Genomic DNA, 25,706 nt, shown 5'->3' on the forward strand with positions numbered 1-25,706 from the left:
TGCCCGAGCCTCCGCCGCGCAAACTCCTGGCGGCCTAGCCGGCCAGGATCGACCTGGCGATGCCGTCGAGGATGTCGGCCTCGGAGACCACCAGCTCGGTCACCGACGTACGCCGCAGCACGCACGACAGCACCAGCGCGCCCGCGTCGATCACGTCGGCGCGGCCCGGGTGCATCCACGGCAGCGCCAGCCGCTCGGCGACGCTCATCGCCACCAGCCGGTCGACCATCGCGTGCACCTCGGCGACCGGCAGGCGGGCCTGGTCGATCGCGTCGCGGTCGTAGCGCTCCAGCCCCAGCACCCCGGCCGCGATGGTGATGATCGTCCCCGCGACGCCGACGACGGTGGCCGCCTCGCCCGCCGGGACCGGGCACTCGTCGAGGTGGGCCTCGATGTCGGCCACGCAGGCCGCCACCTCCGCCGCGGTGGGCGGGTCGGAGTGCAGGTGCCGCTCATGCTGGCGCACCGACCCGATGTCCATCGAGTGGCCGTAGCGCGGGTGGTCCTCGCCGAGGATCAGCTCGGTGGAGCCGCCGCCGATGTCGACGACCAGCACCGGGGGCACCGGACCCGTCCGCAGACCGCCGACCGCCCCGGCGAAGGACAGGGCGGCCTCCTCGTGGCCGGTCAGCACCTCCGGGTCGACCCCGAGCCGCGCACGCACACCGGCCGCGAACACGTCGGCGTTGGCGGCGTCGCGGGTCGCCGAGGTGGCACAGAAGCGGATGTTCTGGGTGGGTACGCCGTGCGACGCCACCAGCGCGGCGTACTCGTCGATGGCGACCCAGGCCCGCTCGAGCGCCTCGTCGGCGAGCCGGCCGGTGGCGTCCACGCCCTGGCCCAGCCGCACCATCCGCACCTCGCGCACCAGCGGACCCGTCGGGTCGCTGATCAGCAGCTTGATGGTGTTGGTGCCGCAGTCGACCGCCGCGGTCGGCCGCCCGGGAAGTCGGGTGCCCACCGGGTCAGTCATCGGCACTGGCGTCGGCAGGGGCCTGGTCGGCGCAGCCGCCGCCGACGCACGGACCCGCGGCCCACCACTCGCCGAGCCGCTCGAGCACCTCGTCGCCGAGCGGGTTGACGCCCGGCCCCATCGCGAGCGACTGCCCGGCGAGCACGTGGAGGCACTTGACCCGGTCGGGCATCCCGCCGGCGGAGATGCCCTCGATCTCCGGCACCGTGCCGAGCGTGGCGCGGAACTCCAGGTAGCGCTCGTGCGCCGCGCGATAGGCGGCCGCGAGCTCGGGGTCGGTCGTGAGACGGTCCTGCATCTCCTTCATCACCCCGCCGCCCTCGAGGGTGCCGATCTTGGAGGCCGCCCGCGGGCAGGTGAGGTAGAAGGTCGTCGGGAACGGCGTGCCGTTGGGCAGGCGCGGCTCGGTGGTCACCACGTCAGGGTTGCCGCACGGGCACCGGTGACCGATCGCGTGGATCCCGCGCGGCTCCCGGCCGAGCTGCTCGGCGATGGCGTCGCGATCTGCGGGGTCGATCACTGCTGGGGGTTCTCCTTCTGAGGCTGCTCGCCGTCGGGCGAGCCGTCGATCTCCGCCGAGGGCGGGGCGCCGTTGCGCGGGGGGTGTCCGGCGGCCTCGACCGAGCCCCAGGCGCCGGTCCACCAGGCCTCCGGGGTCTGGGGGGCGCTGCGGTCGGGGTCGCCCAGGGTCGACTGGGGCTCCACGGGCTCGCCGTTCTCGTCCAGGACGATGTAGGGGATCACGCCGGGCTTGACGTAGCCGAGCCGCTCGCGCGCCTCGCGCTCGACGTACGCCGGGTCCTCCCAGCGCCGCCGCTCGCGCTCCAGGTCGTCGATGGCGGCCTGGCGCTCGGCGATCTTGGCCTGGAGGTCCTGCAGGTGGCTGCGCTGGTCGAGGTAGGCGCGCAGCGAGGAGGCGTAGGAGACCGCGAGCACGGCCAGCACCAGGACCAGCACCGCGGTGCGGCCGGTGAGCCGCGACCGGGGACCGGAGGAGCCGCCCGTGGCCGGCGGCGTCGACGTCCGGGCACGCCCGGAGCCGGACGCGGGGCGTCCGGGTCCGGTGCGTGCGCGAGGGCTGCTGGTCCCCCGTCGGGTGCGTCGGCGATCGTCGGCCACGGGTGGCTTCCTGTCGGTTCGGGTGGGCTCAGCCCTGGTAGCGCGGGAAAGCGCCGGCGCCGGCGTAGCGCGCCGCGTCGCCGAGCTGGTCCTCGATGCGCAGGAGCTGGTTGTACTTCGCGACCCGCTCCGAGCGCGCCGGGGCGCCGGTCTTGATCTGGCCGCAGTTGGTCGCGACCGCGAGGTCGGCGATCGTGGTGTCCTCGGTCTCGCCCGAGCGGTGGCTCATCATCGAGCGGTAGCCGTTGCGGTGCGCGAGCTCGACGGAGTCGAGGGTCTCGGTCAGCGAGCCGATCTGGTTCACCTTCACCAGCAGCGCGTTGGCCTGGCCACCGCTGATGCCGCGCTGGAGACGCTCCACGTTGGTGACGAACAGGTCGTCGCCGACGAGCTGGGTCTTCGAGCCGAGCTGGTCGGTGATCGCCTTCCAGCCGTCCCAGTCGTCCTCGTCCAGCGGGTCCTCGATCGAGACGATCGGGTAGGCCGCGACCAGGTCGGCGTAGTAGGCGGTCATCTCCTCGGCGCTCTTCTGCGCACCTTCGAAGGTGTAACGGCCGTTCTCGCAGAACTCCGAGGCGGCCACGTCGAGGGCGAGCGCGATGTCGGTGCCGACCTTGAGGCCGGTGGACTCGATCGCCTCGGCGATCAGGTCCAGCGCGGCGCGGTTCGAGGCGAGGTCGGGGGCGAAGCCGCCCTCGTCGCCCACGCCGGTGGCCAGGCCGCGCTTCTTCAGCACCGACTTGAGCGCGTGGTAGACCTCCGCGCCCGCGCGCAGCGCCTCACCGAAGGTCGGCAGGCCGATCGGGGCGATCATGAACTCCTGGATGTCGACGTTGGTGTCCGCGTGGGCACCGCCGTTGAGGATGTTCATCATCGGGACCGGGAGCAGGTGGGCGTTCGGGCCGCCGACGTAGCGGAACAGCGGCAGGCCGGCCGACTCCGAGGCGGCGCGGGCCACGGCGAGCGAGACGCCGAGGATCGCGTTGGCGCCGAGCGCGGCCTTGTTGGGCGTCGCGTCGAGGTCGAGCATCGCCTGGTCGACGAGGCGCTGGTCGTCGGCGTCGAGGCCCTCGACCGCGGGACCGATCTGCTGGACGACGGCGTCGACGGCCTTGAGCACGCCCTTGCCGAGGTAGCGCTCGCCGCCGTCACGAAGCTCGACGGCCTCGAAGGCGCCGGTCGAGGCGCCGCTGGGGACGGCCGCGCGGCCGAACGCACCGTCGTCGAGGAGGACCTCGACCTCGACGGTGGGGTTGCCGCGCGAGTCGAGGATCTCGCGGGCGCCGACAGCTTCGATGGATGCCAAGGTGCTGCTCCTGGTGAGGTGGCCTGAGGATGGACGCCCAACCGGGCCTGGAGGCCGGGCTCGACGGGGTCAGGATCGGTTCGGATGCGGTGCCCAGCCTAATCGTCGGGGTGCGCCGATCCGTGCAGGCCGCGCCCCGACGGGACTGACGCGCTCCGGGGGCCGTCGGGGGTGCTCGCCGCTATCGTCGTGACCATGACGTCCCCGACCCCTCGCAGCGACAGCGCCCCGGCCTGGCAGGACCGCGAGACGATCCGGTTCCTGCTCGAGGACTGCCAGACCTGGGCAGTGGTGGGCCTCTCCGGCGACCAGACCCGCACGGCGTACCAGATCGCGGCGCAGCTGCAGGCTCGCGGCAAGCGGATCGTGCCGATCCACCCCAGCGCCCCCACCGTGCTGGGCGAGCAGGGGTACGCCGCCCTGGCCGACGTCCCGTTCCCGATCGACGTGGTCGACGTCTTCCGCCGCTCCGAGGCGGCCGGGCAGTTCGCCGACGAGGCGGTGAAGATCGGCGCCCGGGGCGTGTGGTTCCAGCTGGGCGTGATCGACCTCGCCGCCTTTGAGCGGGTCACCGAGGCGGGGGTCGCGATGGTGATGGACACCTGCCCCGCGATCGAGTGGCGCCGCCCCTGATCTGAGACCAGCGCGGAGCCCGACGCGGAGGTTGACGACGGGGTGCCTGCGGGTACCGGCGCCGCCATGGATGCCGAGCTCACGCTGACCGTCGACGGACGACGGCGCACCGTCACCGTGGACACCCGCACCACCCTGCTGGACGCGCTGCGCGAACGGCTCGGCGTGATCTCGCCGAAGAAGGGGTGCGACCACGGCCAGTGCGGCACGTGCACGGTGCTGCTCGACGGTCGTCGTCATCTGACCTGTCTCACGCTCGCGGTCGCCCACGACGGCGCCGAGGTCGTCACCGCGGCCGGGCTGGGCGGCGAGGACGGCTCCCTGCACCCGGTGCAGCAGGCGTTCCTCGACCACGACGGCCTGCAGTGCGGCTACTGCACCCCCGGGCAGGTCTGCTCGGCCATCGGGGCCCTCGACGAGGCCGCTCGCGGCTGCCCGAGCCACGTGAGCGACGACCTCACCGCCGACGTCGACGTCGCCGACCTCTCCGATGAGGAGATCCGGGAGCGGATGAGCGGCAACCTGTGCCGCTGCGGCGCGTACGCCGGGATCCTCGCCGCGGTCCGCGAGAGCGCGGAGGCCCAGGCATGAGGGAGCTGACCTACCTGCGCCCCGACGACGCGGCCGCGGCCGTGGCGGCGGTGAGCGCCGACCCGGAGGCCCGGTTCCTCGCCGGCGGGACCAACCTCGTCGACCACCTCAAGCTCGGGGTGGCCCGCCCCGCCACGCTCGTCGACGTCAGCCGGCTGCCGATGGAGGAGCTCACCGAGATCACCGGCGCCCCCGGCTCCCCCGGGCCCTCGGGCACCGGGCTGCGGATCGGCGCCAACGTCCGCAACAGCGACCTCGCCGCCGACCGGCGGGTGCGCGAGCGGTTCCCGGTCGTGGCCCGCGCGCTGCTCGCCGGGGCATCGGGGCAGCTGCGCAACCAGGCCACGACCGGTGGCAACCTCCTGCAGCGCACCCGCTGCGTCTACTTCCACGACGTCACCACCCCGTGCAACAAGCGCGAGCCCGGCACCGGCTGCTCCGCGATCGGGGGCTACGCCCGCTACAACGCCGTGCTCGGCGCGAGCGAGGCGTGCGTCGCTGTCCACCCCTCCGACCTCGCGGTGGCGCTGGCCGCGGTCGACGCGACGGTCGTGGTGCTGGGGCCCGACGGGGAGCGCCGGGTCCCGTTCGCCGACCTGCACCGCCTGCCCGGGGACCATCCTGAGGAGGACACCACGCTGCGCCACGGCGAGCTGATCACCGCCGTGGAGCTGCCGGACTCCCCCGGCGCGCGCCGCTCGGACTACTACAAGGCGCGCGACCGCGCGTCGTTCGCCTTCGCCCTGGTCTCGGTCGCCGCCGCCCTCGACCTCGCCGAGGACGGCACTGTGCGGGAGGCCCGGATCGCCTGGGGCGGGATGGCCCACAAGCCGTGGCGCGCCACCCGCGCCGAGGAGGCGCTGCGCGGGCGGGTCCCCGACGAGGACACCGTGCGCGACGCGGTCCGCGCCGAGCTCGCCGACGCGGTGACCGGTGACCAGACCGCCTACAAGACCGCCATGGTCGAGGGCGCCACGGTGCTCGTGCTCGACCGGCTGCGCCAGGGAGGACAGCGATGACTCCGCCGATCGAGGTCAGCCCCACCCCCGTCACGCCCACCGAGATCGGCCGCTCCCTCGAGCGCGCCGACGGCGTCGAGAAGGTCACCGGCCGCGCGGCGTACGCCATCGAGCAGGCGCCGCGCGACGCGCTGCACGCCTGGCTGGTGACCAGCACCATCGCGCGCGGGCGCATCACCGCCATCGACCACGGGCGCGCGCTGGCCCACCCGGGCGTGGTCGCGGTGCTCGACCACACCAACGCACCCCGGCTGCAGGACGCCGACAACGCCGAGCTGGTGATCCTCCAGGACGCCGCGATCGGCTATCGCGGCCAGATCGTCGCCCTCGTGCTCGCCGAGACCTCCGAGGCCGCACGCGAGGGCGCCGCGCTGGTCGACCTCACCTACGCCGCCGAGCCCCACGAGGCCGAGCTGCGCGAGGACACCGCCGTGCACCGCCCCGAGTCGGTCAACCCCGAGCTGCCGACCGACACCGAGCAGGGCGACGTCGACGCGGCCCTCGTCGCCGCCGAGGTGGTGGTCGAGGAGACCTACCGCACCGCTTATGAGTCCAACAACCCGCTCGAGCCGCACGCCGTCGTCGCGACCTGGCAGGACGACGGCGAGGGCCCGGTGCTCACGCTGCACGACTCCACGCAGGGCGTGCACGGCGTCGCGACCGCCCTCGCGCCGATGTTCGGCCTCGAGCCGGAGCAGGTCCGCGTCACCGCGGCGTACGTCGGCGGCGGGTTCGGCAGCAAGGGCGAGACGCACAGCCACGAGGTGGCCGCGGCGCTCGCCGCGCGGGCGGTGCCCGGGCGCGCGGTGCGCCTGGCGGTGACCCGGCAGCAGATGTTCGGCATGACCGGCTACCGCACCGCGACCATCTCCCGCATGCGCCTCGGCGCGCACGCCGACGGCACCCTCACCGCGATCGAGCACCGCGCCTTCGAGCAGACCTCCCGGATCCGCGAGTACGCCGAGCAGACCGCCTCGCCCACCCGGATGATGTACGCCGCGGCGCACCGCCGCACCCAGCACCGCCTGGCCCGCCTCGACGTCACGGTGCCCTCCTGGATGCGCGCACCCGGGGAGATGCCGGGCATGTTCGCCCACGAGGTGGCGATGGACGACCTCGCGATCGCCACCGGGGTGGACCCCGTGGAGCTGCGGGTGCGCAACGAGCCGGAGGTCGACCCCGAGACCGGCCTGCCGTGGAACGACCGGCGCCTGGTGGAGTGCCTGGAGCGCGGCGCCGAGGCCTTCGGCTGGCGCGAGCGCCCCGCCGAGCCCCGCGCCACCCTGGACGGCGAGTGGTGGGTCGGCACCGGCGTCGCCTCCGCGACGTACCCGATGATGCGCCAGCCGGGCAACGAGGCGCGCGTGTGCTCCCTGCCCGACGGGCGCTACGCCGTCGCGATCGCCGCCGTCGACATCGGCACCGGCGCCCGCACCGTGCTGGCCCAGATCGCCGCCGACGCGCTGGGCTGCCCGCTGGATGCGGTGGAGCTCGAGATCGCCGACACCCTGCTGCCCAGCGCGAGCGTCGCGGGCGGATCGGCGGGCACCAGCTCGTGGGGGAGCGCGATCGTCGCCGCGGCGCAGCAGTTCCGCGCCGACCACGGCGACTCCCCCGACCCCGGCGTGGTCACCACCGCCGCCGCGTCGGACGACACCACCAGCAGCGCGCATGCGATGCACTCCTTCGGCGCGGTCTTCGCCGAGGCTCGCGTGCACCGGCTGACCGGGGAGATCCGGGTGCCGCGGCTGCACGGCACCTACTCGGTGGGCCGCGTGATCAACCCGCGCACCGCGCGCTCCCAGCTGCTCGGTGGCCTGGTGATGGGCCTCTCCGCCGCACTGTTCGAGGAGTCGTGGCGCGACCCGCGGTTCGGGCACTTCGTCACCCAGGACCTCGCGACCTACCACGTGGCCACCCACGCCGACGTCCGCGACCTGCGCGCGGAGTGGCTGGAGGAGGACGACCAGCTGGCCACACCGATGGGCTCGCGCGGCATCGGCGAGATCGGGATCGTCGGCTCCTCCGCGGCGGTCGTCAACGCCGTGCGGCACGCCACCGGGCTGGCGCTGCGTCAGATCCCCGTCACTCCGGACCTCGCGCTGACACCGCCGCCGGGCGCCTGACCCGGTCGGCCACCGCTCCGGAGAGGTGGCCGACCGCCCGCTCCAGCGGGCCGCGTCGCCCGGCGGCGACGTACCCCGCCCCGATCGCGAGCAGCACCAGCGCGTGCCAGTGGAACGACCCCTCGTCGGGGGGCCACAGCGCCTCGGTGCGCAACAGGATGTGCAGCGCGTAGAGCGAGAGCGTCATCGTCCCGGCGCCCGCCACGACCCGCAGCGCGACCACGGCGGTCTCCGGGAGCGCCCGGACCACCAGCAGGCACAGGCCGATCACGGCAGCCGCGCTGCCACCGGTCTGGGCTAGATCGAACGGCGTGCCGCTGTGCGGCGCGACCACGAGCAGCCACTGCCACGCCCCGCCGGTGGGCGTGGTGCCGCTCATGCCCGTCGCGACCGCATCGAGGACCTCGGGGCCGGTGGTCTCCCAGCGGCCCCGCAGGAGCGCCTCGACCACGTCGGGACGTGCGGTCAGTGCCTGCGAGACCAGGGTCGCGGCCACCGCGAGCGCCAGTCCGCCTCCGGTCAGGGCCAGGGCGACCCCGCGGCGGGTCAGGTCGGTGCGCCCGATCGCCATGCCGAGCAGCAGCAGCGCCAGCCACGCGATGCCCGGGTAGTAGCCGGTGAACAACAGCTCGGCGAGCAGCCGCCCGGGCTCGGCGAGGTCGGTGGGCTGCGGACTGTCGAAGCCCCGCTCGGGCAGGTGCGGACGCAGCAGGTGCGAGAGCACCGGGGCGGTGACCGCCCAGACCGCGGCGAGGCCGAGCAGGGCGGGCGTGCGCAGCGCGACGAACGGCAGCCCGAGCACGAACAGCACGCCGTAGTAGGTAAGGATCACCGCCAGCCCGGAGTCCGGCACCCCCAGTGCCAGTCCGAGCACGGCGACCAGCAGCGCCCGCGCGGCCAGCCCGGCGCAGCGCGCCCACCGCTCGCGCCCGGCGTACGGCGTGGGCCCGCCGGTGGCGAGGGCGATCGTGACGCCGGCCAGCACCGCGAACAGCGCGGAGGCGCGCCCGCCGGCGAGCCACTGCGCCGCGCTCAGCGAGCCGTCGGCGTCGCGTGCGGCGACCACGTGGGTGGCCACCATGCCGAGCAGCGCCAGGCAGCGGGCGACGTCGAGCGCGACGAACCGGCCCGCTGGCGGTGCCGGCCCGTTCATCGCGGTGGTCTCAGAAGCCGGCGCGTCGCGGGGTGGCGGCGGCCCGCACGACCTCGCCCTTGCGGTGGGCGGCGGCCTTGAGGTCGGCCTGGAAGTCCAGCATCCGCTGCTGCAGCGCGGGGTCGGTCGCCGCCAGGATCCGCACCGCGAGCAGCCCCGCGTTGCGGGCGTTGCCGACCGCCACGGTCGCGACCGGGACACCGGCCGGCATCTGCACGATCGAGAGCAGCGAGTCCATCCCGTCGAGGTGCGCCAGCGGCACCGGCACGCCGATGACCGGCAGCGGGGTCACCGCGGCCAGCATGCCCGGCAGGTGGGCCGCTCCGCCGGCGCCCGCGATGATCACCGACAGGCCGCGCCCGGCGGCCTGCTTGCCGTAGTCGATCATCTCCTCGGGCATCCGGTGCGCCGAGACCACGTCGGCCTCGAAGGCGATGTCGAACTCCGCCAGCGCCTCCCCGGCGGCCTGCATGACCGGCCAGTCGGAGTCGGAGCCCATCACGATGCCGACACGCGGCTGCTGCTCACGCTGTTGCTCACTCATGGGGTCACTCACTCGCTCTCGTTGCCGAGGTCGCCGCGGAACCAGGCGGCGGCGTGCCGCGCCCGCTCCAGGCAGTCCTCGAGATCGTCGCCGTAGGCGTTGACGTGGCCAACCTTGCGCCCGGGGCGCAGGTCCTTGCCGTACAGGTGCACCCGCAGGTGCGGGTCACGGGCGAGCGCGTGCGGGTACCCGTCGTACAACCGCCCGACCTCGGGGTCCGGACCGCCGAGGATGTTGACCATCACCGTCCAGCGGGCGCGGGGCGCGGGCGAGCCGAGCGGCAGGTCCAGGACCGCGCGCAGGTGGTTCTCGAACTGCGAGGTCACCGCGCCGTCCTGGGTCCAGTGCCCGGTGTTGTGCGGGCGCATCGCGAGCTCGTTGACGAGCACCCGGCCGTCGGTGGTCTCGAAGAGCTCCACGGCCAGCACGCCGGTCACGTCGAGCTCGCCGGCGATGCGCAGCGCGATCTCCTGGGCGTGCCCGGCCAGCTCGGGGTCCAGGTCCGGCGCCGGCGCGATGACCTCGTGGCAGATGCCGTCCTTCTGGGTGCTGGCCACGACGGGGTACGCCGCGGCCTGGCCGCTGGGCGAGCGGGCCACCAGCGCGGAGAGCTCGCGGCGGAAGTCGACGAGCTCCTCGGCGAGCAGGCGTACGCCGGCGGCCGCGGCCGCCGCGAACGGCTCGGCGCAGTCCTCGACCGAGCGCACGAACCACACGCCCTTGCCGTCGTACCCGCCGCGGGTGGTCTTGAGGACGCACGGCAGGCCGAACGCCTCGACGTCGGCGACGTCGGCGACGATCGCGTTGCGGGGGCACGGCACGCCGAGCTCGGCGAGCCGCTCACGCATCACGCCCTTGTCCTGGGCGTGGACGAGCGCCTCGGGCCCGGGGCGCACGGCGATGCCGTCGGCCTCCAGGGCGTGCAGGTGGTCGGTCGGGACGTGCTCGTGGTCGAAGGTGACGACCGCGCAGCCCTCGCTCACCCGGCGCAGGGTGGCCAGGTCGCGGTAGTCGCCGACCAGCTGGTCGGGGATCACCTGGGCGGCGGAGACGCCGGGCGCCTCGGCGAGCAGGCGCAGCGGCAGACCGAGCGCGATGGCGGGCTGCGCCATCATCCGCGCGAGCTGGCCGCCGCCGATCACGGCAAGGGTGGGAGCGGGCTCGGACACGGCCTGAACTCTAGGAGACGACTCCCGAGCTGCTCGGCTCGCCCTTCTCGAAGCGCAGGCCGTGACCCCGGACCGTGGTGATGAGGTGAGGCTCGCGGCTGCTGTCGCCGAGCTTGCGGCGCACCCATCCCAGGTGGACGTCGATGGTCTTGGAGGAGGTCCAGAACGTCGTGTCCCAGACGTCGTGCATGAGCTCCTCGCGGGTGACGACCTCACCGGCGCGCGCGATCAGGGCGTGCAGGAGCTCGAACTCCTTGCGCGACAGCGCGATCTCGGTCTCCCCGCGCCAGACCCGACGGCTCTCCGGATCGAGCCGGACGTCCTGGACCTGGTACACGCGCCCCACGGTAGGAGTACGTGACAGTCCTCACTCGGCATTTCACCAGAATGTGCAGGTGCGACCGAGTGGCGGCGGGCCGAGCCTCAGCTGCGGCGTACCGACACCGGCTCCACGAGCCCGAAGCCTCGCACCGGACGCGCCGGGAGCCGGCGGGTCTCGAACTGCTCCTCGGGCAGGAGCTCGGCGGTGCGGGCGTCGATGATGATGCGATTGCGACGCGCCACCGCGGTGAGCCGGGCGGCCATGTTGACCGGCGGGCCGAAGACGTCGCCGAGCCGCATGACGACCAGACCACTGGCCAGGCCCAACCGCACATCGGGCATGCGGGGATCGCGCCCGATGACGTTGATGATCCCGGCGGCGGTGTCGTAGGCGGCGATCGGGTCGTCGTTCACGAAGAGCACCGAGTCGCCGATGCTCTTGATGACCCGTCCGCGCTGGTTGGCGACCACGTCGGCGCACCGGGACTCGAAGAGCTCCACGAGATCGCCGATGCGGTCCTCGCTGAGCTGGTTGGACAGCGCCGTGAAGCTGACGATGTCGGCGAACCCGACCGTCAGCTGGGTGGTGTGCAGGTCCTCCTCGCGGGCGCTGAGCGCCTCGACCCGCGCGACCGACGCGGCGAGGTGGCGGCGCCAGACATAGATGAGCAGGTCCTCGAAGGGCCCGGAGAACTCCTCGAACATCCGCATCGCCGCGGAGAGCCGCCCCTGCGGGGTGTCCTCATCGCCCTCGGCCATCTCCTCGACGCGGTGCAGCAGCGCCGTGGTCTCCCAGTCGGCGAGCCGGGCCATCGTCTGGCCGACCGCCCGCGTGATCGTCACGGCCAGGTCGAAGTCGATCAGCCCGGACTCCACCATGCCGGTGATCCGGGAGACCGCCTCGGTGTCGGCGGAGGTGAACGCGGTGTCGCCGCCGGTCTCGGGGAACCCGAGCGCGCGCCACAGCCGGCGCGCCTGGTCGACGGTGACCCCACTCTCGGCCGCAACGTCGGCAGCCGTGTAGGTCGGGACCGCACCCAGGATCGCGCGCTCGAGGCCCGTCCCCTGGGTGAGGGACTCAGATTCCTTCATGTCGGGCGGTGGCCTCCGTGGCCTGGTCGTGGAGGAGCTGGTGGACGCGGCGCTTGATCTCCTCGACGCGCGGGATGTCGGGCAGCACCACGCGGCCGTGGGTGCTGGCGTCGCTGATCACCAGCGTGCCGCACCCCAGCAGTCGGTCGGTGAGGTGGAGCTCGATCTCGATGTCGCTGATCCGCGACAGCGGGATGTCGTGCCCACGACGCACGAGCACGCCGGTGCGGGTGATCAGCCGACGGTCGGTGAAGGCGTACGCGCCGGTCAGCCACTCCAGGAACGGCCACAGCGACCAGCGCGCCACCAGCACCGCGACCAGGACCCACCCGACGAGCGTCACGACCTCGTGACCGACGAGCAGCTGGAGCGCGAGGCCGACGGCCAGCAGCACGACCAGCGTGAGCACCGGCACGAGCAGCGCCTTGGCGTGCGTGCGCGTCGACACGACGATGATCTCACCGTCGTTGAGGAGCTTGGGATTCAGTGCCACGGCGAGATCATCCCATCCCCCACCCCCGGCGTGTGACCCGAGACTCACCTCGCGGAAAGCAGGGCCCGCTCGGGCGGTGGGTAGCGAGCGAGCGAGCTCGTCGAGACCACGGTGGTAAGCAGCAGCATTCCGTTGGAAAAAGCCTTGTCCTCGAACGTGCGTTCGAGTAGGATGAGGCATGGCCGACCACGAGCTCCCCGACTGCGACACCCCAGCTGCCGTGCTGGCGTTCGCACAGTCGCAGCGGGCTGCGGTGCAGCGGGCGGAGTTCCTGGTCCTGGAAGCCGCTCTGGCGTGGGCGGCGATGCACCCGGCCGAGTCGGTCTCGACGCAGACGCCGACCGTCGGGTGGATCTTCGCCGAGGTGGCGGTCCCCCTGGGGGGTGAGGGGACGCCGCTGGTCGCGGAGTTCGCGCCGATGGAGCTGGGCGCCGCGCTGGGCATGTCGACCGACGCGGCCCGTGCGTTGGTCGGGTCCGCGCTCGAGCTCGCGCACCGGTTGCCGCGGACCTGGAAGCAGATGAAGGCAGGCATGGTCCCGGTCTGGAAGGGCCGCCGCCTCGCGCAGCTGACGTTGAGTCTTCCGCCGGACGGTGCCGAATTCGTGGACCGCCAGCTCGCCGGGACCGTCGGAAAGGTCGGCTGGGCCACCATCGAGCGGCTCGTCGACCAGGCCCGCGTCACCTTCGACCCCGAGGGTGCCGAGAAGCAGCGCCGCGAGGCCGCCGACGGACGCCGCTTCGACGTGCACACCGGCGAGGCCACCCACGACGGCACCGTCCGGGTCGAGGGCGAGCTCGACCTCGCCGACGCGCTCGACCTCGACACCGCGATCCGCCAAGGCGCCGGGGAGCTCGCCGCCCTCGGCTCCACCGAGTCGTTGGACGTCCGCCGCTCGATGGCAGCCGGGGAGCTCGCCCGGCGCCAGCTGGCCTTCGACCTGCGCACCGAGGCGGGTGCAGGCGGTGACGGCGCCGCGTCAGTGGTGAAGCCCCGGCAGGTCGTCATCCACGTGCACCTGTCGCACGCGGCGATCAGCCGCGACGAGGCCTGCATCGCGCACGTCGAGGAGACCCGGTCGATCGTGTCGACCGAGCAGGTCCGCGACTGGTGCGGTGGTGACGCGCAGGTGGTGATCAAGCCGGTCATCGACCTCGACGCACATCACCACACGGACGCCTACGCGATCCCCGACCGCCTCACCGAGCAGACCCGTGTCACCCAACCGGTGTGCGCCTTCCCATGGTGCGAACGCCCCGCGCGCCGCTGCGACACCGACCACGTCGTCGCCCACGGCACCGATCCGAGCGGCGGTCCAACCTGCAGCTGCAACCTCGCCCCGCTCTGTCGACAACATCACCGGGCCAAGACCCACACCGCGTGGACCTACGACAAGACCGACGCGGCGACATACCTCTGGCGCTCACCCCACGGGCTCCACCTGGTCAAGCACCTCGGCACCACCCGCCTCGTCACCGCCCATCCCCCGGACGAGTAGGTCGACCGCCCCGGACCCCGCCAGCACCTGCCGGCGGGGCCACACCCCTGCGCGGGCACAGGACCTGCGCGGTCAGGCGGGGCGTACGTGGACGACGTCGCCGGCGCCGACGGCGACCGGGCCGTCGGGGCCCTCGACGAGCAGGCGGCCGGTGTCGTCGATGTCGGTGGCCCGGCCCAAGAGGGCGGCACCGGAGGGCAGCTCGACGCGGACGTCGCGGCCGAGCGTCACGCACGCCTCGCGGTACGCCGCGCGCAGGCGCCGCGCTCCCTCCTCGCCGTCGCGCTGCCAGGCCCGGTAGGTCTCCAGCAGGGTGGCGAGCAGGTCGGCGAGCAGGTCGGCGCGGTCGGGCGTCCCGTGCTCGCCCGCCTCGAGGGCCAACGACGTGGCGGTCGGGACCGGCAGCTCCTCGGCGGCGAGGTCGACGTTGAGCCCGATCCCCACGACGGCGGCCAGTCCGGTGGGGGTGTCGACGACCTCGACGAGGATGCCGGCGACCTTACGGTCGTCGATCAGCGCGTCGTTGGGCCACTTCACGCCGGCGGCGAACCCGGCTTCGCGCAGCGTGCGCCCCACGGCGTACCCGGTCAGCAGCGGCAGCCACGGCCAGTCCCGCGGGGGCACCGTCGGGCGCAGCAGCACCGAGACGATCAGCCCGGAGCGGGCCGGCATCTCCCAGCTGCGGTCGAGACGGCCGCGCCCGGCGCTCTGGTGCTCGGCCACGACGACGAGTCCCTCGCCGGCACCGGCACGCGCCCGCTCGGCGACGACGGCGTTGGTGGAGGTGGTCTCGTCGAGCACCTCCACGACCAGGTCGAGGCCCCTCGTGCGGGGTCCCACAGCGACCCGGGTCCTGTCCAGTGGTGGGCGCGCCGACCGAGAAGGAATCACGGGCACTACATTGGCCCACACCCTGCACGGACGCCAGCGAGGAGATCAGGACCAGTGAGCGCACAACCCGGCGAAGGCACCGACGTCCCCACGGATATCGATATCCACACGACGAGCGGCAAGCTGGCGGACCTCGAGCGCCGCATCGACGAGGCGGTCCACGCCGGATCGGCCGCGGCCGTCGAGAAGCAGCACGCCAAGGGACGCCTGACCGCCCGCGAGCGCGTCGCGCTGCTCTTCGACGAGGGCTCCTTCGTCGAGATCGACGAGCTGGCCCGGCACCGCTCCACCGCCTTCGGCCTGGAGAAGACCCGCCCCTACGGCGACGGCGTCGTCATCGGCTACGGCACGGTCAACGGCCGCCAGGTCTGCGCGTTCTCCCAGGACTTCACCGTCTTCGGCGGCTCGCTGGGCGAGGTCTACGGCGAGAAGATCACCAAGATCATGGACCTGGCGATCAAGACCGGCTCGCCGCTGGTCGGCATCAACGAGGGCGCCGGCGCCCGCATCCAGGAGGGCGTCGTCTCCCTGGGCCTGTACGGCGAGATCTTCAAGCGCAACGTGCACGCCTCGGGCGTCATCCCGCAGATCAGCCTGATCATGGGCAACTGCGCCGGCGGGCACGTCTACTCCCCCGCGGTCACCGACTTCACCGTGATGGTCGACCAGACCTCCGGCATGTTCATCACCGGTCCCGACGTCATCAAGACCGTCACCGGCGAGGACGTCACGATGGAGGACCTCGGCGGCGCCCGGACCCACAACACCAAGTCCGGCAACGCGCACTACATGGCCTCCGACGAGGAGGACGCCATCGAGTACGTCAAGGCGCTGCTGTCCTACCTGCCGCAGAACAACCTCGATGAGCTCCCGTCGTACGACGAGGTGGCCGACCTCGAGGTCAGCGACCTGGACCGCTCCCTCGACACGATCATCCCGGACTCCCCGAACCAGCCCTACGACATGCACGAGGTCGTGCGGGCGATCGTCGACGACGAGGACTTCCTCGAGGTCCAGGAGCTGTTCGCGCCCAACATCATCGTCGGCTTCGGCCGCGTGGAGGGCCGCCCGGTCGGCGTCGTCGCCAACCAGCCGATGCAGTTCGCCGGCTGCCTCGACATCGACGCCTCCGAGAAGGCCGCGCGCTTCGTGCGCTTCTGCGACGCCTTCAACATCCCGGTGCTCACCTTCGTCGACGTCCCGGGCTTCCTGCCGGGCACCGACCAGGAGTGGAACGGCATCATCCGCCGCGGCGCCAAGCTGATCTACGCCTACGCCGAGGCAACCGTCCCGCTGGTCACGATCATCACCCGCAAGGCCTACGGCGGCGCGTACGACGTGATGGCGTCCAAGCACCTCGGCGCGGACATGAACATCGCCTGGCCGACCGCCCAGATCGCGGTCATGGGCGCCCAGGGCGCGGCCAACATCATCCACCGCAAGACCCTCAAGGCCGTCGAGGCCGCAGGCGGCGACGTGGAGGCCAAGCGCGCCCAGCTGATCGAGGAGTACGAGACCACGCTGGCCAACCCCTACATCGCGGCCGAGCGCGGCTACGTCGACGCGGTCATCGCGCCCCACGAGACCCGCTCCGAGGTGGTCCGCTCGCTGCGGCTGCTGCGCTCCAAGCGCGAGACGCTGCCGGCCAAGAAGCACGGGAACATCCCGCTGTGAGCGGCGCCGACGCCGGCACCCCGGAGCCGGCCCGCCCGGCCCTGCGGGTGGTCAACCCCGACGCCACCCCGGAGGAGATCGCGGCGCTGGTCGCCGTCTTCTCCTCCCTCGGCACCAGCGCGCCGGCCCCCCGACGCGCGGTCTCGGCCTGGGCCGCCCCGGAGCGGGCGACCCGTCGTCCACTGTCGTCCGGCCTCGGCGGCTGGCGCGCCAGCGGGCTGCCCCGCTAGACCAGCGCGCCCCACGCGACGCTCGGCTCGAGGCGCCGGAGCGGAGAACCACTGTCTCTTGAGGAGATCTTGGGCATTCCGACCCGGCGCCTTGAGCCACCGCCGCCACACTCGAAGCCGAGCAGCACGCGGCGCACCGCGAGCACGACCGACGGGAGCACCGCGTGGAACCTCGCCACGGGACCGACCACACCTCGCCTACCGCCCTCATCCGGGACGCCGAGAACCCCTACGTCCGCACCCTCGACCCGCACCTCGCGGCGTACGCCGATGAGTTCCTCGAGCGCGTCGACGAGCTGCCGACGTACCGCCCCACCATCGGGTGCGTCATCCCGGCCTACAACGAGGGCGAGACCATCGCCGGCGTCCTGGACTCGCTGCTGATGCAGACCCGGATCCCGGACGCGATCCACGTCATCGTCAACAACACCACTGACGACTCCGTCGAGATCGCCGGGCACTACGCCGGACCGCACACCCGCACCACTGCGGACGGTGAGCAGTCGACGGTCATCTACGTCCACGACATCGGCAAGAACCCCGACAAGAAGGTCGGGGCGCTGAACTACGGCTACTCCCTCGTCGAGCACATGGACTACCTGCTCGGCGTCGACGGCGACACCACCCCGGAGCCCGACGCCGTGGAGCACCTGATCAACGAGATCGCCAGCGACGACCGCATCGGCGGCATCTCGGCGATCTACTCCATCGACGACTCCGCGCTCACGGGCCCGATGTCGAAGTTCCTCATCGCCGGCCAGCGCGCCCAGTTCGCGGCGTTCAACATGCAGAACCTGCTCAAGGGCCGCAACATGGCGGTGCTGGGCGGGCAGTTCTCGATCTTCTCCACCCAGGCGCTGCGCGACGTGCTCAAGGACAGCCACCAGCGCACGCCGTGGGTCAACGACTCCGAGGTCGAGGACTCGCTGCTCTCCCTGCAGATCAAGTCGGCCGGCTACCTGACCAAGATCTCCGCGCACGCGCGCGCCCACGTCGGCGGCATGAGCACGCTGCGCTCGCTCGACGCGCAGCAGGTGAAGTGGAACTTCGGCGCCATCGACCTGATGTGGCCCGGCCAGCGCGGCGACACCCGGGGCCAGCCGTTCCACCCGAACCTGCGGCTGCGCTGGTTCGAGCACATGTCGATGGTGCTCAACATGGTCACCCGGCTGATGTTCTTCCTGCTCGTGATCGCCGCTGTCTCCATCGACGCGTTCGTCTTCCGGGCCTGGTGGCTGATCCCGCCGCTCGCCGCGGTCCTGCTCAACCTGCGCGTCGCGCACTCGATGAAGTTCAGGAACAAGCGCGACTACCTGTTCGCCCTGCTCATCGCTCCCGCCGAGTTCTACATGCTGATCCGGATGGGTCACTTCGTGCGGGCCTGGCTGAAGTTCTTCAGCCGCCAGCAGACCGACAACTGGGCGGCCCAGGCCAAGGCGGAGCGCGGCAAGGGCGCCGCCTGGATGTACCCGTTCCTCGCCCTCGCCGTGATGTTCGTCGGGTTCGGCGCGGTGTGGAACTACGCCCCGATCCCGATGGAGACCAAGTCCGAGATCCTCGCGGTCGGCTGGCCCATCCTCGGCATCATCACGATCGTGCAGACCGTCTGGATGGCACTCAAGGCCATGCGTCCCTACCGCGGCTTCCAGGCCTGACCGCGCGTCTCTCCCACCGAAGGATCTCTGTGCAGACCCGTTCTCGCCGCATGCGCGCCACGTCGTACTCCGTCTTGATGGGCGTGCTCGTCCTCCTGCTCTCCTCGTGCGCGGTCTGGGACGCGCTCGCGCCGGACGACGAGCCGGTGCCCACCGCCGCACCATCCGCTGTCGAGAAGATGTTCGACTCCCAGTTCACCCGGGACGGGACCTTCCAGTCCCACATCGACGTCAACGGGGTGGACTTCGTCTACACGTTGTGGCCCACCAAGTCGACGCCGCGCACCAACGAGTGGTTCCCGCGCGGGGACAAGTTCTTCTCCTTCACCTTCCAGGCCTACGACCTCGACCGCCGTCTGCGCGACCCGTTCGCCACCAAGCGCAAGGTCTACCTCGACCGGATCAAGGTGACCTCGCGGACCACGACCGTCGGCAACGGGCGCGCGCAGCGGCCCTACCGCCTCGATGCCTCGGCCCGCGCGATCACCTTCGACCCCGAGCCGGTGGCGACCGAGCGGGGCATGCTGATCACCTCGCCGAAGGGCGCCTTCGAGCTGCGTAACCAGCGGATCGGCCCGATGTCGCTCGACACCCGCGGCCTCACGCTCAGCTTCACCGCGACGGTGTGGATCCAGGAGGAGGCCGGCAGCGAGTCCTTCTACAAGAAGGAGATCAAGCAGAACGTCCCGATCGCGATCTTCGAGTCCACGCAGCGCACCCAGGTCACCCGGATCCCGACCAACGCCAACTGACCCGGTCCCGCAGCGCTCCGCCCCACGGGCTCGGGGCGAAGCGCTGCGGTGACGCCTCAGACCGGCTCGGCCATCCGGTAGCCGACGCCGCGCACCGTCTCGATGTAACGGGGCGTGGCACCGTCGTCACCGAGCTTGCGACGCAGGCTCGCGATGTGGATCTCGACCGCTCGCTTGTCCGCCTCGTTGACGAAGTACGTCGTGACGTACTGCTCGCCGCGCATCGCCAGGACCAGGTCGGCCTTGCTGCGGACCCGTCGACCGGTCCGCAGCAGCGAGACCAGCAGGTCGAGCTCGGCGGAGGTCACCTCGACGGTGACGCCCTTGACGGTCACGGCCCCGGTCTCGAGGTTGAGCGCGAGGTCTGCGAAGCGGACCCAGCCATCCTGGGCCGGCGGCGCAGGCGGCGCGACAGTGGTGCTGGGGGCCGGGGCCGCCACCGGGGCGACGCTCGCCACGGGGACGGGGACGGGGACGGGGGCGGCAGGGACGGGGGCGACGGTGGCGGTGGCCTGGGCGCCGGCGAGCGGCGCGAGCGGGCTGCCCCGGCCGAGGTCGAGCGCGGCCTGGGCGGCCCACGTGAGCTCCACGACCGGCTCCGGCTCGACCGCGGGCGGGCTCGGCGCCCAGCTGGTCGGGACCTCCTGGCGAGTTCGCGGCCGGCGGAGCATCGAGTCGGCGCGGGCCCGCAGCTCACGCGGGCGGAACGGCTTGACCAGGTAGTCGTCGGCGCCGACCTCGAAGCCCTGCACGACGTCGATCTCGTCGGCGAGGGCGGTGATCATGATCAGGTAGGTGTTGCTGAACTCGCGCAGCCGCTTGGCGACCGCGAAACCGTCCATGCCGGGCATGTTGACGTCGAGGGTCGTCAGCAGCGGATTGTGCCGACGCACCGCCTCGACGCCGTCGGGCCCGTCCTGGGCCACGATGGTGCGAAACCCCGACTGGGTCAGCACGATGTCGATCAGGTCTCGCACGTCCGGATCATCCTCGATGATCACGGCCGTCCAGTCGGCGTCTCCCCCAGTCATGGCTGGAGCCTAGCAACGCAAACGGCCACCGCCGTTTCCAACCGACAGGCGCGGTCACCACCCGGTGCGCGCCGCCATCTCGAGCGTCTGCTCCGCCCAGAAGTCACCTGCCGGTGGGCCGTCGTTGCAGGTGCCGTCGCTCTCGCCTGGAGGCTTCACCCACAGGTAGGCATCGAGCCCGCCTTCGCCGCTCACCAGCCCGGGCTCGAGGCCGAACGCTCGCCCGCCCGGGTTGCACCACTCCTCACTGGCGCCGAGGCCGTTGCGCCCCCGATCGAGGACATAGTGCGCGCCGTCGAGCAGCGTGCTCAGCCGCTCGGCGTACGCGATCTCGTCCTCGTCGCGCTGGTAGTTCGACACGTTGGTCGCGAAGCCGCGCACCTGGTCGATCCCTGCGTCGGTGAGCAGAGCCGCCATGTCGTGGGGCGCCAGCCAGTGCGAGTGGCCGCCGTCCAGGTACGTCGCGACTCCTGCCTCGGCGAGCACGTCCACCGCCCCGCCCACCAGCTCGACGCGCCGGTCGGGGTCCTGGCACTCGCTTGCGGAGGCGAGGGCATCGGGCTCCAGGACCACGACGGCGAGCTCCCCGGAGGCCGCGGCGTCGGCGATCTCCTGCACCCAGTCCAGATACCCGGACGCGTCCAGACCGCCGGCCGAGTACCCCCCGGAGCAGTCGCGGTCCGGGATCCCGTACACCACCAGGACGGGCAGCCGATCCGCGTCGTCGCCCGCGCGGACGATCCCCTCGACGTACTCCCCCACCTGGTCGGGAGGGGTGCGCTCGGGGGTCAGCCAGATGGCCTGCGGCACCTCCGCCAGGCGACCGAAGACCTCTGCGCCCCGGGTGTCGCCGGCCTGCTCGGCCGCCGCGGCTGCCTGGGCGGTGCGCGAGCCGGTGTCGACCAACAGGGCACGGGCGGCGAACGCGTTGTCGGTCCTGGGATCCAGACCCTCGTCCCCACACCCGGAGACCAGCAACGACCCAGCCAGGACGCCTGCCAGAACCAACGAGCGCACGGGTCCGGCGGGGCGCCCACTGAGCTTCACGGCGCCATCATGCCCGGTCTCGGGGGCGGGTGGAGCACTGCGACAACATCACCGGACGACGGCGAGCGCGCTGCTAGCGTGCCGAGCGTGACCGCACGGATGAGTGCCGACCACCGGCGTGAGGTGGTGCTGCAGGCCGCCACGCGTGCGTTCGCCCGGCGCGGCTACAACGCCACCAGCACCGATGAGGTGGCACGTGAGGCGGGGGTCTCCCAGCCGTACGTCGTGCGGATCTTCGGGACCAAGCTCGAGCTGTTCCTCCAGGTGTTCGAGCGCGCGCTGGAGCAGGTGCGCCGTGCCTTCGTGCAGGCGCTGGACGACGAGGGCCCCGCCGCCGGCACCGGCCCCGCGCGACTCAGCGCGGCGTACACCGCCCTGGTCCGCGACCGCGACCTGCTGCAGGTGACGATGCACGGCTTCTCCGCGGGGCACGTGCCCCGCATCGCGACCGCGGCCCGCGCCGGGCTCGGCCGCATCCACGAGACCCTGCGCGGTGCTGGGTGGAGCGAGCAGGAGGCGCGGGACTTCGTGGCGCGCGGGATGCTGATCAACGTGCTGCTCTCGATCGGCGCCCCCGAGCACGGCGACAGCGAGCCCGCGCTCGCCGAGCTCACCCGTGCCGCGCTCGGCGAGGCCGCCCAGTAGCCTCCGGCGGGTGAGCACCCTCGTCCTGGCCTCCGCCTCCCCCGCCCGTCTCGCGACCCTGCGCAGCGCCGGCGTCGACCCCCTCGTGATCGTCTCCGGCGTCGATGAGTCCCAGCTCGACGGCCTCGCGCCCGCCGATCTCGCGCTGGGCCTGGCCGAGCTGAAGTGCGCGGCCGTCGCCGCGCGCGAGGAGGTGCCGGCGGGCGCGGTGGTGCTGGGCTGCGACTCGGTGCTCGAGCTCGACGGCGAGGCGCTCGGCAAGCCCGCCGACCCCACGGAGGCGACCCGCCGCTGGCAGGCGATGCGCGGTCGCAGCGGCGTGCTGCGCACCGGTCACTGCCTGCGCGACACCGCCAGCGGACGCACCGTCGCAGCGACCGCCTCGACGACCGTGCACTTCGCCGATGTGAGCGATGAGGAGATCGCGGCGTACGTCGCGACCGGCGAGCCGCTGCACGTCGCCGGCGCCTTCACCGTCGATGGCCTCGGCGGCGCGTTCATCACCGGCATCGAGGGCGACCACCACAACGTGGTGGGGGTCAGCCTGCCGTTGCTCAGGGAGCTGCTCGCCCAGCTGGGACACTCCTGGACGCACCTGTGGACGGCCCCGCGGCACTGACGCCCGAGCGGTCCTCGGCCAGGAGCGGCAGCGGGCGGCGGAAGACGAAGGTGCGGAACAAGAAGAACCGCGCCGTCATCCCGAGGACGAGGCCGATCACGTTGGCGGCGATGTTGTCGGAGACCGGGTCGGCGAGACCCAGCACCTCCCGGCTGATCGTCAGGCACCCGATCGGGAGCAGCATCGTGACCGCGTTGATGACGATGAACGCCGAGATGCCGCCGTCCGCGGGGCGCACCGACCGGTCCTTGAAGGCGTAGTTGCGGCTGCCGTGGAAGCTCACCGCCATGCCGACGGTGTTGGCCAGCACGTAGGCCAGGATCGGCTCGCTCTCCAGCAGCGCGAGCCGCTCGGCACCGAAGCCGTGGACCAGCAGGTTGAACAGCACCAGCGCGACCAGCGTGGCCAAGCCCCCGACGGCGAGGAAGCGAACCGCCTCGGTCAGGTAGCGGCGCCAGCGGCTCGACATGGGCCACAGGCTACTGAAGGGCACACTCAGGCGGTCGAGCCGGGCTCCAGCCGACTTCCGGGCTCCAGCCGGACACCGCGGCCCACGACCGAGCCGCGGCCCACGAGCGTCACCAGGTCGGGGTCGTCGAGGGCGGCCTCGCCGGCGCCCTCGATCACGGCGCCGGCCGCCACCTCGCAGTCACTGTCGAGCACCGCCCAAGCCACCCGGGCGCCGGCGCGCACGACCGTGTCGGCACCCACGACGCTGTCCTCCACCTCGGCGCCGGCCTCCACGACCGCCCCGGGCCCGAGCACGCTGCGGCGCACGGTCCCCGCGACGCGGGCGCCCGGGCTCAGCATCGAGTCGGTCACGACCCCGCCGTCGAGCACCCGCGCCGGGCTGCGCTGCGGCTGCCGGGTCAGGATCGGCCAGCCCGGGTAGTCCAGCACCTCGTGGTCGTCGGTGAGGAAGTCGCGGTGCGCGCGCAGGTAGAGGTGCGGCTGCCCGAGGTCGCGCCAGTAGCCGCCGTACGCGTGGACGACGGTGCGCCCGCGCTCGACCAGCCGCGGCACCAGGTGCTCGCCGAAGTCGCCGAGGCCGGTGTCGCCCTCGTCGGCCTGGTGGGTGAGCTCGCGGTGCAGCTCCTCGAGCACCTCGATGAGCACCTCACGGTCGTAGACGAAGGCCTCGGTCGCGATCGTGTCGCTCGACGCCTGCTCGGGCTTGTAGGCGAAGCGGGTCACCCGCCCGTCGGCGTCGTGCTCGACCACCGCGTGGTCCTCGGCCCGGTCACCGGGCGGGACGGTCGTGGTGACCACCGTGCACTCGGCGCCCGCGCGGCGATGGGTGTCCAGCACGTCGTTGAAGTCGAGGCGGTAGATGTGGTCGGCGCTGAGGACCACGACCTCGTCCGGCGCGGCCGCGCGGACCTGGTCGCGGATGCGGTAGAGCGCGTCCGCGTTGCCCTGGGCGAACCCGTCCTCGTCGGCGGTGCCGGTCCCCTGCTCGGGCATCAGCAGCCGCAACCCGCCGTGGTTGCGGTCGAGGTCCCACGGGCGGCCGTTGGCGACCTGCTCCTCGAGGGTGGATCCCTGGAACTGCACCGCCAGCCACACGTCGGTGATCCCGCTGTGCGCGAGGTTGGACAGCGGCAGGTCGACCAGCTGCCAGGCGCCGGCGAAGGGCAGCGCCGGCTTGGCGCGCTCCCGGGTCAAGACGTCGAGACGACCGCCGGCACCTCCGGCCTGGACGATGGCGAGCACACGAGAACGGGGCATACCCGATGTTCACACAGCACCGGTGAGGTCGCGTGCACGGCTCACTCCACCGGCTCACTCCACCGGCTCACTCCACCGGCAGGCCGAGCCCCCGGGCGATGAGCATCCGCTGCACCTCGGAGGTGCCCTCGCCGATCTCGAGCACCTTGGCGTCGCGGTAGAAGCGGGCGACGGGGTACTCCTCCATGAAGCCGTAGCCACCGAAGACCTGCGTCGCGATCCGGGTGGCGGTGACCGCCGACTCGGTGGCGTGCAGCTTGGCGATCGCCGCGGCCCGCTTGAACTCCGCGACCGGGGCGCCGGCGTCCTTCATCGCGGCCGCCTTGTAGGTCAGCAGCCGGCTGGACTCGAGCATCACCTCGAGGTCGGCGATCTGGAAGGCCACGCCCTGCTTGCGCCCGATCGGTCCCCCGAACGTCTCCCGGCCCAGGGCGTAGGTGACGCTCATGTCCAGGCACGCCTGCAGGCACCCGACGGCGAGCGCGGCGATCGCGACCCGGCCGTCGTCGAGGGTGGCCAGGAACTGCGCGTAGCCGCGTCCCCGCTCCCCGAGCAGGTTGGCCTCCGGGACCCGGACCGCGTCGAAGGACAGCGGGTGGGTGTCGGAGGCGTGCCAGCCGAGCTTGTCGTAGGCCTTCTCGGCGGTGAAGCCGGGCGTGCCGGCGGGCACCATGATCGTGCTGATCTCGGGCCGCTCCCCGGGCTCGGTCACCGCGGTGCGGGCGGTCACGGTCACCAGGCTGGTGATCGAGGAGCCGGAGTTGGTGATGAACTGCTTCGCGCCGTCGATCACCCACTCGCCGTCCTCGAGCACGGCGCGGGTGCGGGTGGCCCCGGCGTCGGAGCCTCCGCCGTGCTCGGTGAGCCCGAACCCGGCCAGCCGGCGCCCCGCGACGAGGTCGGGCAGCCAGGTCTGCTTCTGCTCGGGGGTGCCGAAGGCCAGGATCGGGCTGATCCCCAGCCCCACCCCCGCCTCGAGCGTGATGCCCATCGACTGGTCCACGCGCCCGATCTCCTCGATCGCCACGCAGAGGCTGGTGAAGTCGCCGTCCTCCCCCGCCCCGCCGTACTCCTCGGGAGCGGTGAGCCCGAACAGCCCGAGCTCGCCCATGCGCTGCACGACCTCGACGGGGAAGTGGTGCTCGCGATCCCACGTCCCCGCGTGCGGAGCGATCTCCGCCTCCGCGAACTCGCGCACGCTGCGGCGGAACTCCTCGTGCTCGCGGGACAGCTCGAATCCGGTGCTCATCTCGGCATGCTAGCCCGCTGGTTAGCGTTTGTTAACCACCCCGCCATGGGCGCCGACTCGGCGCGCCATGGACGCCGACTCGCGCAACCATTGGCGCCGACTCGGCGTACGTGCCCTTCGTTCCGCTGACCGGGCAGCGCGGGCGCGG

Annotated in this window: 27 protein-coding genes; 11 read left to right on the forward strand and 16 right to left on the reverse strand. The window is 72.6% G+C overall.

Annotation, left to right across the window (positions count from 1 at the left end):
• Positions 1–34 precede the first annotated feature (34 nt).
• The 4 genes from GFH29_RS16080 to eno are packed head-to-tail and all read right to left on the reverse strand — an operon-like array spanning position 35 to position 3,398.
• Positions 35–973 carry a Ppx/GppA phosphatase family protein gene (locus GFH29_RS16080; protein ID WP_153324791.1) on the reverse strand — a complete coding sequence of 313 codons (939 nt, stop codon included), beginning with the start codon at positions 971–973 and terminating at the stop codon, positions 35–37.
• A complete protein-coding gene (locus tag GFH29_RS16085) occupies positions 966–1,493 on the reverse strand; it encodes a DUF501 domain-containing protein (protein ID WP_153324792.1) in 528 nt (175 codons plus the stop codon). Before GFH29_RS16085 ends, GFH29_RS16080 begins: the two co-directional genes overlap by 8 nt.
• Positions 1,490–2,092: an FtsB family cell division protein gene (locus GFH29_RS16090; protein WP_153324793.1), complete on the reverse strand. Its 603-nt coding sequence runs from the start codon at positions 2,090–2,092 to the stop codon at positions 1,490–1,492. Before GFH29_RS16090 ends, GFH29_RS16085 begins: the two co-directional genes overlap by 4 nt.
• A gap of 28 nt (positions 2,093–2,120) precedes the next feature.
• Entirely contained in the window at positions 2,121–3,398 is a 1,278-nt protein-coding gene (gene eno / locus GFH29_RS16095) for a phosphopyruvate hydratase (protein WP_153324794.1), read from the reverse strand.
• Between the two features lie 195 nt (positions 3,399–3,593).
• Between eno and GFH29_RS16100 the strand changes: the two genes are divergently transcribed.
• The 4 genes from GFH29_RS16100 (at position 3,594) to GFH29_RS16115 (ending at position 7,767) form a co-directional block, all read left to right on the forward strand.
• Positions 3,594–4,031, forward strand: coding sequence for a CoA-binding protein (locus GFH29_RS16100; protein WP_153324795.1), 438 nt, complete (start codon positions 3,594–3,596; stop codon positions 4,029–4,031).
• A 66-nt stretch (positions 4,032–4,097) separates the two neighbouring features.
• Positions 4,098–4,622 (forward strand): 2Fe-2S iron-sulfur cluster-binding protein, encoded by a 525-nt coding sequence (locus GFH29_RS16105; RefSeq protein WP_153324796.1) that lies wholly within the window; start codon positions 4,098–4,100, stop codon positions 4,620–4,622.
• Entirely contained in the window at positions 4,619–5,641 is a 1,023-nt protein-coding gene (locus tag GFH29_RS16110) for an FAD binding domain-containing protein (protein WP_153324797.1), read from the forward strand. The genes GFH29_RS16105 and GFH29_RS16110 overlap by 4 nt, the downstream gene beginning before the upstream one ends.
• Positions 5,638–7,767 (forward strand): xanthine dehydrogenase family protein molybdopterin-binding subunit, encoded by a 2,130-nt coding sequence (locus GFH29_RS16115; protein WP_153324798.1) that lies wholly within the window; start codon positions 5,638–5,640, stop codon positions 7,765–7,767. Before GFH29_RS16110 ends, GFH29_RS16115 begins: the two co-directional genes overlap by 4 nt.
• Here GFH29_RS16115 and GFH29_RS16120 read toward each other — a convergent pair.
• The 6 genes from GFH29_RS16120 to GFH29_RS16145 form a co-directional block, all read right to left on the reverse strand.
• On the reverse strand, positions 7,727–8,920 hold the full coding sequence (locus GFH29_RS16120) for a heparan-alpha-glucosaminide N-acetyltransferase domain-containing protein (RefSeq protein WP_153324799.1): 1,194 nt from the start codon (positions 8,918–8,920) through the stop codon (positions 7,727–7,729). The two genes, GFH29_RS16115 and GFH29_RS16120, sit on opposite strands and share 41 nt — an antisense overlap.
• A gap of 10 nt (positions 8,921–8,930) precedes the next feature.
• On the reverse strand, positions 8,931–9,464 hold the full coding sequence (gene purE, locus GFH29_RS16125; protein ID WP_153324800.1) for a 5-(carboxyamino)imidazole ribonucleotide mutase: 534 nt from the start codon (positions 9,462–9,464) through the stop codon (positions 8,931–8,933).
• An 8-nt stretch (positions 9,465–9,472) separates the two neighbouring features.
• A complete protein-coding gene (locus tag GFH29_RS16130) occupies positions 9,473–10,633 on the reverse strand; it encodes a 5-(carboxyamino)imidazole ribonucleotide synthase (protein WP_153324801.1) in 1,161 nt (386 codons plus the stop codon).
• Positions 10,634–10,643: 10 nt separating this feature from the next.
• A complete protein-coding gene (locus tag GFH29_RS16135; protein ID WP_153324802.1) occupies positions 10,644–10,970 on the reverse strand; it encodes a winged helix-turn-helix domain-containing protein in 327 nt (108 codons plus the stop codon).
• 86 nt (positions 10,971–11,056) lie between these two features.
• Positions 11,057–12,046, reverse strand: coding sequence for an adenylate/guanylate cyclase domain-containing protein (locus GFH29_RS16140; RefSeq protein ID WP_153324803.1), 990 nt, complete (start codon positions 12,044–12,046; stop codon positions 11,057–11,059).
• On the reverse strand, positions 12,033–12,539 hold the full coding sequence (locus GFH29_RS16145) for a PH domain-containing protein (protein ID WP_153324804.1): 507 nt from the start codon (positions 12,537–12,539) through the stop codon (positions 12,033–12,035). Before GFH29_RS16145 ends, GFH29_RS16140 begins: the two co-directional genes overlap by 14 nt.
• 178 nt (positions 12,540–12,717) lie before the next feature.
• Between GFH29_RS16145 and GFH29_RS16150 the strand changes: the two genes are divergently transcribed.
• Positions 12,718–14,037 (forward strand): HNH endonuclease signature motif containing protein, encoded by a 1,320-nt coding sequence (locus GFH29_RS16150; RefSeq protein ID WP_153324805.1) that lies wholly within the window; start codon positions 12,718–12,720, stop codon positions 14,035–14,037.
• Between the two features lie 72 nt (positions 14,038–14,109).
• Here GFH29_RS16150 and GFH29_RS16155 read toward each other — a convergent pair whose 3' ends face one another.
• The gene (locus tag GFH29_RS16155; RefSeq protein ID WP_228387555.1) at positions 14,110–14,877 is read right to left on the reverse strand and encodes a biotin--[acetyl-CoA-carboxylase] ligase; all 768 of its coding nucleotides are present in this window, start codon (positions 14,875–14,877) and stop codon (positions 14,110–14,112) included.
• A gap of 105 nt (positions 14,878–14,982) precedes the next feature.
• Between GFH29_RS16155 and GFH29_RS16160 the strand changes: the two genes are divergently transcribed.
• The 4 genes from GFH29_RS16160 (at position 14,983) to GFH29_RS16175 (ending at position 19,239) form a co-directional block, all read left to right on the forward strand.
• Entirely contained in the window at positions 14,983–16,602 is a 1,620-nt protein-coding gene (locus GFH29_RS16160) for an acyl-CoA carboxylase subunit beta (protein ID WP_153324806.1), read from the forward strand.
• Positions 16,599–16,832: an acyl-CoA carboxylase subunit epsilon gene (locus GFH29_RS16165; protein WP_153324807.1), complete on the forward strand. Its 234-nt coding sequence runs from the start codon at positions 16,599–16,601 to the stop codon at positions 16,830–16,832. The genes GFH29_RS16160 and GFH29_RS16165 overlap by 4 nt, the downstream gene beginning before the upstream one ends.
• Before the next feature lie 164 nt (positions 16,833–16,996).
• Positions 16,997–18,487 carry a glycosyltransferase gene (locus GFH29_RS16170; RefSeq protein ID WP_228387556.1) on the forward strand — a complete coding sequence of 497 codons (1,491 nt, stop codon included), beginning with the start codon at positions 16,997–16,999 and terminating at the stop codon, positions 18,485–18,487.
• A 29-nt stretch (positions 18,488–18,516) separates the two neighbouring features.
• A complete protein-coding gene (locus GFH29_RS16175; protein WP_153324808.1) occupies positions 18,517–19,239 on the forward strand; it encodes a hypothetical protein in 723 nt (240 codons plus the stop codon).
• A 56-nt stretch (positions 19,240–19,295) separates the two neighbouring features.
• On the opposite strand, the gene GFH29_RS16180 is transcribed toward GFH29_RS16175, so the two are convergent.
• Positions 19,296–20,270 carry a response regulator transcription factor gene (locus tag GFH29_RS16180; RefSeq protein WP_153324809.1) on the reverse strand — a complete coding sequence of 325 codons (975 nt, stop codon included), beginning with the start codon at positions 20,268–20,270 and terminating at the stop codon, positions 19,296–19,298.
• Between the two features lie 54 nt (positions 20,271–20,324).
• Positions 20,325–21,317 carry a glycoside hydrolase family 6 protein gene (locus tag GFH29_RS16185; protein ID WP_153324810.1) on the reverse strand — a complete coding sequence of 331 codons (993 nt, stop codon included), beginning with the start codon at positions 21,315–21,317 and terminating at the stop codon, positions 20,325–20,327.
• An 87-nt stretch (positions 21,318–21,404) separates the two neighbouring features.
• Between GFH29_RS16185 and GFH29_RS16190 the strand changes: the two genes are divergently transcribed.
• Positions 21,405–21,962 (forward strand): TetR/AcrR family transcriptional regulator, encoded by a 558-nt coding sequence (locus GFH29_RS16190; protein WP_228387557.1) that lies wholly within the window; start codon positions 21,405–21,407, stop codon positions 21,960–21,962.
• Positions 21,963–21,972: 10 nt separating this feature from the next.
• Complete coding sequence (locus GFH29_RS16195; RefSeq protein WP_153324812.1) at positions 21,973–22,581, forward strand: Maf family protein; 609 nt, start codon at positions 21,973–21,975, stop codon at positions 22,579–22,581.
• Here the strand turns inward: GFH29_RS16195 and GFH29_RS16200 are convergent.
• The 3 genes from GFH29_RS16200 to GFH29_RS16210 form a co-directional block, all read right to left on the reverse strand.
• Entirely contained in the window at positions 22,517–23,050 is a 534-nt protein-coding gene (locus GFH29_RS16200; protein WP_153324813.1) for a GtrA family protein, read from the reverse strand. The two genes, GFH29_RS16195 and GFH29_RS16200, sit on opposite strands and share 65 nt — an antisense overlap.
• A gap of 26 nt (positions 23,051–23,076) precedes the next feature.
• The gene (locus GFH29_RS16205; protein ID WP_153324814.1) at positions 23,077–24,309 is read right to left on the reverse strand and encodes a glucose-1-phosphate adenylyltransferase family protein; all 1,233 of its coding nucleotides are present in this window, start codon (positions 24,307–24,309) and stop codon (positions 23,077–23,079) included.
• A gap of 67 nt (positions 24,310–24,376) precedes the next feature.
• Positions 24,377–25,558 carry an acyl-CoA dehydrogenase family protein gene (locus GFH29_RS16210; protein WP_153324815.1) on the reverse strand — a complete coding sequence of 394 codons (1,182 nt, stop codon included), beginning with the start codon at positions 25,556–25,558 and terminating at the stop codon, positions 24,377–24,379.
• Between the last annotated feature and the right edge of the window lie 148 nt (positions 25,559–25,706).

This window comes from Nocardioides sp. dk884 (assembly GCF_009557055.1).
Lineage (GTDB): Bacteria > Actinomycetota > Actinomycetes > Propionibacteriales > Nocardioidaceae > Nocardioides.

Bases quoted from the DNA above. Each gene is read 5' to 3' on its own strand.
- GFH29_RS16080 (WP_153324791.1), bottom strand. From the start codon at position 973: ATGACTGACCCGGTGGGCACCCGACTTCCCGGGCGGCCGACCGCGGCG.
- GFH29_RS16100 (WP_153324795.1), top strand. From the start codon at position 3,594: ATGACGTCCCCGACCCCTCGCAGCGACAGCGCCCCGGCCTGGCAGGAC.
- GFH29_RS16105 (WP_153324796.1), top strand. From the start codon at position 4,098: ATGGATGCCGAGCTCACGCTGACCGTCGACGGACGACGGCGCACCGTC.
- GFH29_RS16110 (WP_153324797.1), top strand. From the start codon at position 4,619: ATGAGGGAGCTGACCTACCTGCGCCCCGACGACGCGGCCGCGGCCGTG.
- GFH29_RS16115 (WP_153324798.1), top strand. From the start codon at position 5,638: ATGACTCCGCCGATCGAGGTCAGCCCCACCCCCGTCACGCCCACCGAG.
- GFH29_RS16120 (WP_153324799.1), bottom strand. From the start codon at position 8,920: ATGAACGGGCCGGCACCGCCAGCGGGCCGGTTCGTCGCGCTCGACGTC.
- purE (WP_153324800.1), bottom strand. From the start codon at position 9,464: ATGAGTGAGCAACAGCGTGAGCAGCAGCCGCGTGTCGGCATCGTGATG.
- GFH29_RS16140 (WP_153324803.1), bottom strand. From the start codon at position 12,046: ATGAAGGAATCTGAGTCCCTCACCCAGGGGACGGGCCTCGAGCGCGCG.
- GFH29_RS16150 (WP_153324805.1), top strand. From the start codon at position 12,718: ATGGCCGACCACGAGCTCCCCGACTGCGACACCCCAGCTGCCGTGCTG.
- GFH29_RS16180 (WP_153324809.1), bottom strand. From the start codon at position 20,270: ATGACTGGGGGAGACGCCGACTGGACGGCCGTGATCATCGAGGATGAT.
- GFH29_RS16200 (WP_153324813.1), bottom strand. From the start codon at position 23,050: ATGTCGAGCCGCTGGCGCCGCTACCTGACCGAGGCGGTTCGCTTCCTC.
- GFH29_RS16205 (WP_153324814.1), bottom strand. From the start codon at position 24,309: ATGCCCCGTTCTCGTGTGCTCGCCATCGTCCAGGCCGGAGGTGCCGGC.
- GFH29_RS16210 (WP_153324815.1), bottom strand. From the start codon at position 25,558: ATGAGCACCGGATTCGAGCTGTCCCGCGAGCACGAGGAGTTCCGCCGC.